11 protein-coding genes are annotated in these 12,899 nt (G+C 72.0%); 4 read left to right on the forward strand and 7 right to left on the reverse strand.

From position 1 onward, the window contains the following. Positions 1 to 58: 58 nt before the first annotated feature. The 4 genes from PV419_RS47520 to PV419_RS47535 all read right to left on the reverse strand — a co-directional run bounded on the left by PV419_RS47520 (position 59) and on the right by PV419_RS47535 (position 4,773). Positions 59 to 808, reverse strand: coding sequence for a TIGR03943 family putative permease subunit (locus PV419_RS47520; protein WP_319699878.1), 750 nt, complete (start codon positions 806 to 808; stop codon positions 59 to 61). Beyond that, the gene (locus PV419_RS47525; RefSeq protein WP_415925525.1) at positions 805 to 1,815 is read right to left on the reverse strand and encodes a permease; all 1,011 of its coding nucleotides are present in this window, start codon (positions 1,813 to 1,815) and stop codon (positions 805 to 807) included. Before PV419_RS47525 ends, PV419_RS47520 begins: the two co-directional genes overlap by 4 nt. Before the next feature lie 95 nt (positions 1,816 to 1,910). Then, positions 1,911 to 3,248: a CAP domain-containing protein gene (locus tag PV419_RS47530; RefSeq protein WP_319699879.1), complete on the reverse strand. Its 1,338-nt coding sequence runs from the start codon at positions 3,246 to 3,248 to the stop codon at positions 1,911 to 1,913. Positions 3,249 to 3,327: 79 nt separating this feature from the next. Further along, complete coding sequence (locus PV419_RS47535; protein ID WP_319699881.1) at positions 3,328 to 4,773, reverse strand: glyceraldehyde-3-phosphate dehydrogenase; 1,446 nt, start codon at positions 4,771 to 4,773, stop codon at positions 3,328 to 3,330. Between the two features lie 135 nt (positions 4,774 to 4,908). Here PV419_RS47535 and PV419_RS47540 point away from each other — a divergent pair, with 135 nt between their 5' ends. Beyond that, positions 4,909 to 7,671 carry a SpoIIE family protein phosphatase gene (locus PV419_RS47540; RefSeq protein ID WP_415925533.1) on the forward strand — a complete coding sequence of 921 codons (2,763 nt, stop codon included), beginning with the start codon at positions 4,909 to 4,911 and terminating at the stop codon, positions 7,669 to 7,671. Positions 7,672 to 7,694: 23 nt separating this feature from the next. On the opposite strand, the gene PV419_RS47545 is transcribed toward PV419_RS47540, so the two are convergent. Then, on the reverse strand, positions 7,695 to 7,910 hold the full coding sequence (locus PV419_RS47545) for a ferredoxin (protein ID WP_319699884.1): 216 nt from the start codon (positions 7,908 to 7,910) through the stop codon (positions 7,695 to 7,697). 5 nt (positions 7,911 to 7,915) lie between these two features. Then, positions 7,916 to 9,118 carry a cytochrome P450 gene (locus PV419_RS47550; protein WP_319699885.1) on the reverse strand — a complete coding sequence of 401 codons (1,203 nt, stop codon included), beginning with the start codon at positions 9,116 to 9,118 and terminating at the stop codon, positions 7,916 to 7,918. A gap of 141 nt (positions 9,119 to 9,259) precedes the next feature. Between PV419_RS47550 and PV419_RS47555 the strand changes: the two genes are divergently transcribed. Next, a complete protein-coding gene (locus tag PV419_RS47555) occupies positions 9,260 to 9,847 on the forward strand; it encodes a TetR/AcrR family transcriptional regulator (protein WP_319699886.1) in 588 nt (195 codons plus the stop codon). Between the two features lie 69 nt (positions 9,848 to 9,916). Next, on the forward strand, positions 9,917 to 10,684 hold the full coding sequence (locus tag PV419_RS47560) for a sulfite exporter TauE/SafE family protein (RefSeq protein WP_319699887.1): 768 nt from the start codon (positions 9,917 to 9,919) through the stop codon (positions 10,682 to 10,684). A 37-nt stretch (positions 10,685 to 10,721) separates the two neighbouring features. Here the strand turns inward: PV419_RS47560 and PV419_RS47565 are convergent, their stop codons facing one another. Next, a complete protein-coding gene (locus PV419_RS47565) occupies positions 10,722 to 11,984 on the reverse strand; it encodes an MFS transporter (protein ID WP_415925534.1) in 1,263 nt (420 codons plus the stop codon). Positions 11,985 to 12,157: 173 nt separating this feature from the next. Between PV419_RS47565 and PV419_RS47570 the strand changes: the two genes are divergently transcribed. Continuing rightward, positions 12,158 to 12,538, forward strand: a complete 381-nt coding sequence (locus PV419_RS47570) for an ArsR family transcriptional regulator (RefSeq protein WP_319699890.1) — start codon at positions 12,158 to 12,160, stop codon at positions 12,536 to 12,538. The last annotated feature ends 361 nt before the right edge of the window (positions 12,539 to 12,899 follow it).

The raw sequence follows: 12,899 nt of genomic DNA on the forward strand, positions 1-12,899 counted from the left end.
CCGCCGGGGCCGCCGCGGATCCCGCACGGGGACCGCGGCGGCCCCGGGCCGACCGGGGTCAGCCGTTCCAGCTCTCGTCGTACGGGTCGCGCGGGGTCGCGACCGGTCTGGCCCGGCTGACGTCGATGAACGGAATGGTGCCGCCGCCCAGGGGGTCCTCGGTCTGTTTGCCGGTGTAGGTGCCGGTGACCTCGAGCCAGGTGTCGGGTTGCACGACGGGAGGGATCCGTCCGGTCAGCCCGATCTTGACGGGCTGGGCATCGGCGGCGCAGCAGTTGAGGGCCATGCGGACAAGATGGGGTGCGCCGTCGCGATCGAAGGCGACAAAGCCGGTGATCTTGATCCGCCGGTGGCGGAGTGAGTGTCCGTGGTCGTAGACCGCGCGACCGGCGTAATCGGCCACGCTGAGCGGGAGCGGGTCCTTGGCCGGAAGGTCGGGGAAGCCCCAGGGGCGTTGCAGGGCGGTGCCGGTGTGCATGGCGCTGTAGGAGCCGAGCGCGGGCGGGGCGACCAGGATGAGCGCGAAGAGGGGCAGGACGAGAAGCCAGGACACGCGTGGTTCGCGGTGGGCGTGGCCGCCGCCCCCGTCGTGGCTCGCGCACTCCGGCTCGTGGTCGCGGGGTGCGCTCGGCCGTCGCAGTTCGTACCGGACGGTGGCGACGGCGGTGACGATCAGGACGCCCCCGGAGGCCAGCAGCAGCGGGCGCAACCCGGCCTTGACGTAACGGAGGTAGAGATCGGTGAAGCCGGCCCGCAGCATCGCCACTCCGACGAGGAACAGCACCACCGCCTGCGCCTTCCGGTTCACAGCAGGACCGCCCCGACCAGGACCGACACCAGGACCGCCAGGGCGAAGGTGGCGGGGGCGAACCGCAGCGCGAAGGCGCGGCCGAACGTGCCGGCCTGCATCGCGAAGAGCTTCAGGTCGATCATCGGTCCGACGACGAGGAACGCCAACCGGGCGGTGAGCGAGAACTGCGACAGGGACGCGGCCACGAAGGCGTCGGCCTCCGAGCAGATCGACAACAGCACCGCGAGGATCGCGAGCGCGAGGATGGACACCGCGGGGTCATCGGCCGCGGTGCGCAGCAGGCGCGCCGGCACCACGGCCTTGAGCGTGGCCGCGGCCATCGCGCCGACGACGAGGAAGCCGCCGGCATGCATCACATCGTGCCGCACGGACCCCCAGAAGGCGGCCCCCTTGCTGTGGCCGTCGAGCGCCGGGCGGGCCGGTGGGCGCAGCCAGTCGGCGCGGCCCAGTCGCTGCCACAGCCAGCCCATCGCACATGCCACGAGCAGACTCGCCACGAACCGGGCGAGGACCATCCGCGGTTCGCCGGGGAACGCGACGGCGGTCGCGGTCAGCACGATCGGGTTGATCGCCGGGGCCGACAGCAGAAACGCCAACGCCGCCGCGGGGGTGACGCCCCGGCGCACCAGCGCCCCGGCCACCGGCACGGAGGCACACTCGCAACCGGGCAGGACCGCCCCCGCCACCCCGGCGACCGGCACCGCCAGGGCGGGCCGCCGCGGCAGCGCGCGGGCGAAGAACGACGGCGGAACGAACACCGCGATGAGCGCCGACAGCAGCACACCGAGGACGAGGAAGGGCAGGGCCTGCACGACCACCGCGACGAACACGGTCATCCAGCTCTGCATCACCGGCGCGGACAACGCCCGGCGCACCGGCCCCTGCGCCGCCACCCCCAGGACCAGCAGCATGGTCAGGACGAGCGACGAGTCCAACCGCCCGCCCCGGCGATCGCCCGCGTCACGGCGGTCGGCCCGGGGCTGGGCTGCTTTGACGGTGGCCACGGTGGGTACCTCCGGCGTCGAAGGGGGGGCGCGAGTGGGTTCCTCTCCCCTTCAGTACGCCGGTGCACCCCCAACCGCTCACTCGCCGCGGTGTGTCACACGCTGCCGAACAGCTGCGTCCAGTACGTGCCCGCCCGGCTCCCCGTCGCGTAGCCGACGCCGATGTGGCTGAACTCCGGCTTCAGGATGTTCGCGCGGTGTCCGGGGCTGTTCATCCAGCCCCGGACCACCTCCGACGGAGTGCGCTGGCCGCACGCGATGTTCTCGCCGATGCCTCGATGGCGGCATCCGGCGGCCGCCGCCCGGTCCCATGGCCTGCTGCCCTCGGGGGCGGTGTGGGAGTAGAAGTCGCGGGCGACCATGTCCGCGCTGTGCCGCTGCGCGGCCATGGTCAGGTGAGGGTCCAAGGCGAGCGGCGGCAGTCCGGCCGCGGCGCGCTCCGCGTTGGTGAGCGCGCGGACGGCGTCCGCCGTACGGGCGAGGCCCTCGGCCGTGAACGGCTGGGCCCACAGCACGGTCCAGAAGACCTCTCCCGAGCGGCCGCCGGCGGCCCGGCCCACCCCGACGTGCGCGACCGAGGCGTCCCGGAACGGCGCGCCGCGCTCACCGTCGGCAAGGCAGTAGTCCACGAATTCGGCCGCCGTGCGGGGCCCGGAGACGATGTGCTCGGCGATGGTCAGACAGGCGTAGCCGGCGGTGGCGATCCGGTGGAAGACCGATGTCCCGTCGGGGCTCACGAGGCCGAGGCCGCCCTGCGCGGCCATGGCGTCGGCATGGGCCCGGGCGGCCGTGCTCAGCCGGGCGTCGAGGGCGACGGCCGGGGCCCCGCTCCGCGACCGTACGCCGTTGACCAGGCCGAGGAAGCCGTCGGAGTCCTGGGGGGCACGGGCCGGCGGCAGAGCGGGCGACACAGCGGGTGGCCACGACGGCGGCGGAGGTGGCGGCTGCCCGCCGTCGTCCGCGACATCGACGCCGAAGTCCCTCGCCACCCCGGCCAGCCCCTCCGCGTACCCCTGGCCCAGGGCCCGCACCTTCCACCGGTCGCCGCGCCGGTAGATCTCGGCGAGCAGCAGCACTGTTTCCCGGGTCGGGCGCGGCGGGGTGAACCGGATGGCCCGCGCCCCGCCCACCCCCGTGACCGTCATGGTGGGGGCGGGCAGTCGGCCGAGCGGTGTGCCGGGGTCGGCGGGGCTGATCACCACCGTGACGCGGCTGGCGCCGGGGCGCAGCTGCCCCGGCCGGACGGTGACCGTGTCGCCGTGCAGCCGGGCGCCGGGGGCGGACGGCTGGTTGAAGAAGACGAAGTCGCCGTCCCCCGCGACCTTTCCGTCCTCTCCGGTGATCAGTACGGACAGGTCGAAGGGGCCCGGCACCCGGATCCACAGCGCGCCGTCCGGGAGCAATGCGTTTCCGCCAGGAACCAGTTCGCCCATGTCACACCCAACGCGGCGGCGGCGCGCGGGGTTCCGGCGCCCCGCCTGCCGGGGCGCCGGATCGGTGATCGCGCCGGGATCAGACCTGCGGGGCCGGGTAGGTCGGGTACTCCACCCCGGAGACATGCTGGACGACGCGGATGACCTGGCAGGAGTAGCCGAACTCGTTGTCGTACCACAGGTAGAGGATCGCGTTGTCCCCGTCGACCTTGGTGGCGCCGGCGTCGACGATCGAGGCGTGGCGCGAGCCGATGAAATCGCTGGAGACCGCGTCCGGGGCGCTGGTGAAGTCGATCTGGCGCTTGAGCGGCGAGGTCAGCGACACATCGCGGAGGTGGTCGAGGACCTCCTCGCGGGTGGTCTCGCGGCCGAGCCGCAGGCTGAGGATCGCGATCGAGACGTCCGGCACCGGGACCCGGATGGAGCTGCCGGTGATCGTCGCCTTGAGGTCGGGCAGCGCCTTGGCGACGGCGGAGGCGGCGCCGGTCTCGGTGATGACCATGTTGAGCGGCGCCGAGCGGCCGCGGCGGTCCGACTTGTGGTAGTTGTCCAACAGGTTCTGGTCGTTGGTGAACGAGTGGACGGTCTCGACGTGGCCGCGCAGGACGCCGTACTCGTCCGCCATCGCCTTCAGCGGCGGGACGATCGCGTTGGTGGTGCAGGAGGCGCAGGACAGGATCTGCTCGTCCGGCTTGATCATGTCGTGGTTGACGCCATGGACGACGTTGGGGACGTCACCCTTGCCCGGCGCGGTCAGGACGACCTTGTCGATCCCGGGCTGGAGGTGCTGGGACAGGCCCTCGCGGTCGCGCCACTTGCCGGTGTTGTCGATGAGGATGGCGTCCTTGATTCCGTACGCCGCGTAGTCCACCGACGTCGGGTCGTCGGAGTAGATCACCTTGATCTCGTTGCCGTTGGCGACGATCATGCTGTTCGCCTCGTCGACGGTGATCGTGCCGTGGAACTGGCCGTGGATGGAGTCACGGCGCAGCAGCGAGGCGCGCTTGACGAGGTCCTGGCCGGCGCCCTTGCGGACGACGATGGCGCGCAGCCGCAGGCCGTTGCCGGAGCCGGCCTTCTCGATGAGGAGGCGGGCGATGAGACGGCCGATGCGGCCGAATCCATAGAGGACGACGTCACGCGGTTCGCGGCACTCGATCTTGTTGGCACCCGTGGCGCCGGCGACGGCCTCGGCGGTGAACTCCTCCACCGCCAGGCCGCGGTCGTCGCTCTTGTACATCGCGGCGAGCATGCCGATGTCGATCTGGGCGGGGCCGAGGTCGAGCGTGGTGAGGGCCTGCAGGAACGGCAGCGTGTCGGTGACCGAGAGTTCCGCACCGGCGATCTGCCGGGCGAATCGGTGGGTCTTGAGGATGCTGACCACTGACTTGTTCACCAAGGAGCGGCTGTGGAGCAGGACCGTGACGTCCCGCTCGCGGTGCAGCTTCCCGATGATCGGGATCATCGACTCCGCGATCTCCTCGCGGTGCTTCCAGTTGGTGAACGAGTCCTCGTTGACAGTCACAAATTTATCTTTCGAGCTAGGCGGCGCTCATATGCTAACCCGCCGCCATTTTGATCCTTCAAACAGTGCCATCCGAGCCCTGTCGACCGCGCCGAATGGAATGTTATAAATGCGGACATGAGCACACATGCTCGTATGCCCTGGCGGCGGCGTCGGCCCCGATCCGGGTCCGAGGTACTCCACGCATCCCCCTCACCACGGCCGGGGCCCCTGTCGCGTGCGCGGAGCGTCGCCGGGCAGGTGTTCGTCCTGCAGCTGCTGGTGATCCTCGTCCTGATCGCCGGGGCGGTCGCGACCCTCGCGCTGGAGGCGCGGAGCCAGGGCATGGAGGACGCCCGGCGCCGCTCCCTCGCGGTCGCCGGGACCTTCGCACACGCTCCCGGGGTGGCCCAGGCCATGAGCAGCGACCATGCGACCGCGCTGCTGCGGGCTCCCGCCGAAGCGGCGAGAAAGGGCTCCGACGTCGACAGTGTCGTGGTGTTCGACCGCCATGGGATCCGTCTCACCCACCCCGAGCCGGCGTTGATCGGCAAACGGATCATCGGACCCGCCAAGCTGGTGCGGGAAGAGCTGGCCGGAAAGACGATCTCGCAGACATTTCACGCGAGCCAGGGCCTCTCCGTGGTCTCGGCGGTCCCCGTCACCAGGCCCGACGGCAGCGTCCTCGGCGGGGTGTCGGTCGGGGTCAAGGTCAAGAGCGTGAACAGCGTGGTGCACCGGCGGCTGCCGCTGCTGCTCGGCAGCGGCGCCGGGGCGCTGGCCTTGACCACCTGCGGGACGGCGCTGATCAGCAGGCGGGTGCGGCGGCAGACCCACGGCCTGGGTGCCGCGGAGATGACGCGGATGTACGAACACCACGACGCGGTGTTGCACTCGGTCCGGGAAGGGGTGCTGGTCCTGGCGTCGGACGGGCGGCTGCTGCTGGTCAACAGCGAGGCCCGGGAACTGCTCGAGCTCGCTCCGGACGCCGAGGGGCGGCATGTCGGCGAGCTCGGCCTCGAGCCGCACCTGACGGAGCTGCTGGCTTCGGGGCGGCCCGTCACGGACGAGGTGCACCCGTGCGGCAACCGGCTACTGACGGTCAATGTCCGGTCCACGGACCGTACGGGCGGCCCCGCCGGGAGCGTGGCGACGCTCAGGGACACCACCGAGCTGCGGGCGCTGTCCGGCCGGGCCGCGGCGGCCCGCGAGCGGCTGGAGCTGCTGTACGACGCCGGGGTGCGGATCGGCTCGACCCTGGAGCTGACCGAGACCACCGAGAAGCTGGTGGAAGTGTCCGCCCCCCGGTTCGCCGACATCGTCACCGTCGAGCTGCTGGGCCCCGTGCTGCAGGGTGAGGAACCCGAGCCGCCGTATGAGGTTCTGCACCGTACGGCGGTGGGCGGGGACGCCACCGCACACCCCCTCTTCCGCCCCGGTGAGCGGGCCGTCTACCTGCCTGCCGCACCGCAGAGCCAGGCCCTGCGGACCGGCCGTGCCATCCTGCGGGCCGAGGTGAGCGACACCACCGAGTTCGGCGCCCCTGGCGAACGCCTCCCCGACCACGGGATCCAGTCGCTGATCACGGTTCCGCTGCGCTATCGCGGCGTCACCCTGGGCCTGGCCAACTTCTGGCGGACACGGCGGAGCGAACCGTTCGAGGAAGAGGATCTGGTGATCGCCGGGGAGCTGACCGCGCGAACCGCCATCTGTGTCGACAACGCCCGCCGATACGCGCGCGAACACGCCATGGTCACCACCCTGCAGCGCAATCTGCTGCCCGGCAGCCTGCCCGATCAGGACGCCGTGGAGGTGGCCTCGCGCTATCTGCCCGCGCAGGGCGGGACGAGCGGGAGCTGGTTCGATGTCATCCCGCTGCCGGGTCACCGGGTCGCCCTGGTCGTCGGGAACGTGGCCGGACAGGGCCTGCACGCCGCGGCCACGATGGGCCGGCTGCGCATCGCCGTCCAGAACTTCTCGGCGCTGGACCTGCCCCCCGATGAGCTCCTCTCCCTCCTGGACGAGCTGGTCACCCGGCTCGACCTGGAGCAGGAGGCCGACCCGGACGGCACGCGGATCACCGGAGCCGGCTGCCTGTACGCGATCTACGACTCGGTGCGTGGCCGTTGCACCATGGCCCGGGCCGGCCACCCGGGGCCCCTGCTGGTCGGCCCGGACGGCACCGTGGACACCCCCGCGGTGCCGGTCTCCCCGCCCCTGGGCCTGGGCGGGGAACCCTTCGAGGTGGCCGAGCTCCCACTGTCCGAGGGGACTCGCCTGGTGCTGTACACGGGCGGGCTCCTCGAAAGCCCCGACGGCGCCCCCGGCACCGGCCCCGACCTGCTGCGCAGCGCCCTCGCCCGCGGTACGGACCCCGGCCCCGAGGAGATCTGCGAGAGCCTGCTCGACACCGTGCTCCCCACCCACCCGAGCGATGACGTCGCCCTGCTGGTGGCCCGCACCCACGTGCTCGCCCCCTCGAGCGTGGCGGAGTGGGAGGTGCCGCTCGACCCGGCGGCGGTGGCCCCGCTCCGTGCCGCGTGCGCCGAGAAGATACGGGCGTGGGGTCTGGAGGAGGCCGACTACGCCGCCGAGCTGATCATCAGCGAACTGATCACCAATGCCCTGCGGTACGGCGCCCCTCCCGTGCGCCTACGGCTGCTCCGCGGCCGCAATCTGACCTGCGAGGTCTCCGACGGCAGCAGCACCTCGCCCCATCTGCGGCAGGCCAAGGCCACCGATGAAGGCGGGCGCGGCCTGTTCCTGGTCTCCCAGTTCGCCCAGCGCTGGGGCACCCGCTACACCCCTCAGGGCAAGGTCATCTGGGCCGAGCAGTCCCTGAACAGCACGGAGGCGCTCGACGGCGCGCAGACGCTGGGTGACAGTCTGGTCGACCAGGGGGATCCGTCCGCCTTGTAGCGGCCGGCGTACGGGCGCGGAGGTCAGGGGCGCGGACCGACCGCCGTGGCGCCGTCCCGGACGGTGATCGCCGCCGCGGGACAGGAGTCCGCCACGTCCAGCACCCGCTCCTCCTCGGGGACCTCGTCGGCCAGCGGACGGGCGTGTTCCGCGTCGAGCGCGAACAGATCGGGAGCGATTCCGGCACACATGCCGGACGCGATGCACCGGTGCCCGTCGATCTCGGCCTTCCAGGTCATCCCGCTCACCACCCGACCGGCATGACGCGCGGTCCGCGGACCAGCATCCGGTCCTTCCACACCACATCCCCGGCCGGGCGCAGCCCCGGGAAGCGGGTGAGCAGCGCGCCGAGCGCCTCCTGGAGCTCCAGACGGGCCAGGGGCGCCCCAAGGCAGTGGTGCACACCGTGGCCGAAGCCCAGATGCTGGGTGGCGGGGCGGGCCACGTTCAGTTTGCCCGGCTCGTCGAAGCGCAGCGCGTCGCGGTTGGCGGAACCGACGGCGACCAGGACGGGCTCTCCGGCGCGCACCAGTGTGCCGCCCACCTCGATGTCCTCGGTCGCGTAGCGCGGCTGGGAGGCGCCCATGCCCAGGGGCACGAAGCGCAGCAGCTCCTCGACCGCGCCGCCCAGCAGGCCCGGCTCCTCGCGCAGGCGGCGGAGTTCGTCGGGGTGGTCCAGGAGCGTCAGCACGAAGTTGGGGATCTGGGTGGCCGTGGTCTCGTGTCCGGCCACCAGAATGCCGACGCACAGGTCGACGAGTTCGAGCTCGGAGAGCCGGTCGCCGGCGTCCCGGGCCTCGATCAGCGAGGTCATGAGGTCGTCCCGCGGCGCGGCGCGGTGGGTCTCGATCAGCCCGGCCATATAGGCGCGCAGTTCGTCGCGGTTGCGGTCGAACTCCTCGGCGCTCAAAGAGCTGGTGGACAGTGCGGCGTCGCTCCAGGCCCGGAACTTGGGCCGGTCCTCCTCCGGCACGCCGAGCAGCCGGCAGATGACCCCGACCGGGATCGGCAGGGCGTAGCGGTCGACCAGGTCGGCGGGCGGCCCGGCGGCCTCCAGTTCGTCGAGGAGTTCGTGGGTCAACCGCCGGACCGACGGCCTGAGTTTCTCCACCTGGTGGACGGTGAACGCCTTGGCGACGAGGGTGCGCAACCGGGTGTGATCGGGCGGGTCCATGGTCAGGATGCCGCTGTTGCGCCGGCCCTCGGACTGCCGGGGCTCGTCGTGGTGGAGCGCCTCGGCGCGGCTGAAGCGCCGGTCCCCGAGCACCAGCCGGGCTTCGGCGTAGCGCGTGACGAGCCAGGCGGGCTCGCCGTACGGCATGCGCACCCGCACCAACCCCGGGTGGTTCCTGGCCTCCTGGTACGCCTCGCTGAGCCCCAGGCCTTCGGAGGAGTTGAAGGGATAGGCAATCGCCGTCGACTGCACTGCCGTCTCCGCTGTGGTCACCGTGACCTCCCTTGCGTAAGCAGGTGCTTACAAACGTAGGAGTCGCTCTTGGTACGGTCAACGGCCCGATTGCGCCGTTGATCCGGCGAGCCCCCCGTGGGCCCGCGGGGATCGCGGGGAGCGGACGAGAGGAGTGTCGCGGTGGGTACGACCACGTCAGAGGGGCGGCGACGGGATGCGCGGGCCACCCGGCGGCGGTTGCTGGAGGCCGCGTCCGCGCTGTTCGCCGAGCGGGGTTATGAGCGGACGACGGTCCGCGATATCGCGGATCGCGCCGGAGTGAACCAGGCGCTGCTCTTCCGTTATTACGGCTCGAAAAGAGCGCTGTTCGGCGAGGTGGTGGCGCACGACGGGGAGACGCAGATGCGCGGCACCCCGCCCGGCGAGCTGCTCGAGGCCGCCCTGCGCGGGCTGCTCGCCCACCGCGGCAGGGAGCCGGGGAGCCGCGCGCTGGCGACCCTGCTGCGTTCCGTCGGCAGCGGTGACGAGATCGGTTCGGCGGTGCGTTCGGTCAGCGACGACTACGCGCGGGTGCTCGCGTCCCTGAGCAGCGCCGACAACCGTGCGCTGCGGGCGGACCTGGCGTTGTCCTGGATGCTCGGCATCGGCATGATGCGGGTGGTCGTCGGCAAGGAGCCGCTGGCCGACGCCGACCCGGACGAGGTGTGCGCACTGGTCATGGTCGCGCTGGGCACCCTGCTCGACGGCCTGCCGGAGACACCGGCGTAAGGTTCGGTGAACACCGAATCATCGGCCCTTTAGCGTCGGTGCCATGAGAATCTCGCGAGAGGACGCCGTATGACGCCGGGCGAGATGGTCGCCGTCTGCATGGCAGGCATCAGTGCGGGCGCCATCAACACCGTCGTCGGTTCGGGGACCCTGATCACCTTTCCGGTGCTGCTCGCGACCGGCCTGCCACCGGTCACCGCCACGGTGTCCAACGCGCTCGGCCTGATCCCCGGGTCGGTCAGCGGAGCCATCGGCTACCGGAGCGAGCTGAGCGGCCAGCGCCGGCGCATCCTGAAGCTCGGCGTCGGCGCCCTGCTGGGCAGCTTCACCGGCGCCACGCTGCTGCTGGCCCTGCCCGCGAAGGCGTTCGAGACGGTCGTTCCCGTGCTCGTCGGGCTCGCTCTCGTGCTGGTCGCGCTCCAGCCCGTGATCAGCAAAAGGGTGCGCGCCCGCCGCGAGAGGGCCGGGCGGGCCGCCCACCGCGACGGAGGCCCGCTGCTGTTCATCGGCCTGATGCTCGCCAGTGTCTACGGTGGCTACTTCGCCGCCGCGCAGGGGATCATCTACATGTCGCTGATGGGCATGCTGCTCGACGAGCCCATGCAACGCCTCAACGCCGTCAAGAACGTCCTCGCCGCCGTCGTCAACACGGTCGCCGCGCTCTTCTTCCTCTTCGTCGCGGACTTCGACTGGACGGCCGTCGCGCTCATCGCGGTCGGCTCCGCGCTCGGCGGCCAGATCGGCGCCAGGGCGGGCCGCCGGCTGCGCCCGGTGGTCCTGCGGGGCCTGATCGTGACGATCGGCACCGTGTCCATCGTCCAGATGCTGCTCGGCTGACCCGGCGACCGCCCTTGCGGTGCGACTCAAAGGACGCTCAGAGGGTGGTACGGCGGTGGGCCAGCACCACGGCGCCTCCGGCGAGCGCGGCGGCCGCGACGACGGCGCTGAAGACGGTGGTGCCACGCGACAGCCCGACCACGTCGCTGAGGTATCCGACCGCGACCGGCAGCAGCCCGGCGGGGACGTAGCCGCCGACGTTCAGCGCCGCGTTGGCCTCGGCCAGCCGGACGGCCGGCACATGGGCGCTGATCAGCGTGAGCCCGCCCAGCTGCCCCATCCCCTGACCCGCGCCGGCCAGGACCGCCGCGAGGGCCAGCAGCGGGGTGGAGGACAGCTGGACGGCCAGCGCCAGCGCGGCCATGGCCACGACGGTCGACGCGGCTCCGGCCGACAGGATGACGCCCACCCTCAGCCGCCGCACGGCGAACTGGACGGCCGTCGCCGCCGTGAACATCACGAAGGCGGTGGCCCCGGCCACGACACGGCTGGTGGTGCCGAGCAGATCCACCAGGAGCGAGGGGCCCAGCGACAGGACGAAGGAGGTGGAGGTGATGCCGGGGGCGAACACCACGATGCCCAGCAGGAGGTGGACACGGTTGGCGCGCGGCACGGACGGCACGCGGACCCAGGCGCCCGGGAGCCGAACCGAGCCACGGAAAAGGGGGACCAGCCCGGCGGGGCGGCGCAGTGGCATGCGCACCACGACGAGCACCGCCAGGGCCAGGAGCGCGATCTCCACCAGGAACACGGTGACCGTGGGGCCGGGCAGGGTCTCCGAGAGGACGCCGGCCAGCAGCGGGCCGAGCCCCGCCCCCAGGACCATGGCCGTGGAGGCCAGCAGCGCGGCGAGCCGCTTGCGGTCCGGTCCCGCGACATCGCTCACCGCCGCCATGCCCGCCGAGACGATGGAGCCGACCGCCACACCGCTCAGCAGCCGGGCGATCGCCAGGGCCACGATCGAGCCGGCCGTCGCGAACAGCACACTGGCCACGATGCCCAGCGCGAGCGCCGGCAGCAGGACCGGCTTGCGGCCGACCCGGTCCGACACCACCCCGGCCACCAGCAGGGCCGCGATCAGACCCACGATGTAGCAGGCGAAGACGACGGTCAGCATCCCGGAGGAGAAGCCGAGCTCCTTCTGCCACAGGACATAGAGCGGGGTTGCCGTGTTGGACAGGATGAACACGGCGGTCACCGGCCATGCCGCGAGCCAGACCTCCCGGCGCGGCGGGGGCTCGGCCGCGGTGGCCGGGGGCGGTGTGTGCCGCCTGGTCGCATCCGCCGTCGTCGTCGCCATTCGGGTTTCGGTGTGCCGGGCGCTCCCTGCGCTCCTCATGAGGTCTCCCCTCCACGCCGCACAACAAGCGGTACGAGAAAAGTCGAACCGCCAGTACGAGAAGAGTCGAACATAAACTCCGGTACGATTCAACTCGTACTGATGGTTGTGTTGTCCCCCCGGAGGTGACGTGGATGCCGCAGACCGCCACGGCCGACAGGTTCGCCGGCCCCTATCCCGCCCCCGCCGACCTGCCGGATCCCCTGGCCGAGCCCGCCCGTGACGAGCTGCGCCTCGAGGCGGTGATGGCGGCGCTGAGCGACCCGCTGCGCATGAGCGTCGTCCGCACGCTGCTGCTGGAGTCGGAGGCGTACGACCACCCGTGCGGCTGGTTCGGCATCGACCGCCCGAAGTCCTCGCTCACCCACCACTTCCGCGCCCTGCGCGACGCGGGGCTGATCCGGCAGCGCCAGTACGGCCTGGAGCGCCGCAGCCATGTGCGCATCGACGATCTGGAGGCGCGGTTTCCCGGGCTGCTCGACCTGATCGCGGACTGGACCCCGCCCGAGCGATGAGGTCCGCGATGCGATGAGTTCCGCGCTTCACCCCGCGGCCCTGGCCGAACGCGCCGATTGGCATGTGCTGTTCTGGGTGCCGGCGGCTGCGGGCGTGGCCGTGATCGCGCTGGTGAGAATGCTCTGATGCGGGCCATCGGCACCTCGACCTCCAGCGCGGTGGTCGGCATCGTCCTCGCCCATATGACCACCCGCCTGGGGGCCCGTTGGCGGTGCCCTCGGAGAACGGCTTCCGCACCGCCTTCGCCACGGGCGCCGCCGGTGCGGTGGTGGCGCTGCTGATCGCCGCGCCGATACCGGGAAAGCCGCGGCCCGGCCCACCGCCACCGCCGCCGGGGCGCCGACCGGGCCGCAGCCGGTG

This window comes from Streptomyces sp. ME19-01-6 (genome assembly GCF_033793745.1).
In the GTDB taxonomy this organism is placed as follows: Bacteria; Actinomycetota; Actinomycetes; order Streptomycetales; family Streptomycetaceae; genus Streptomyces.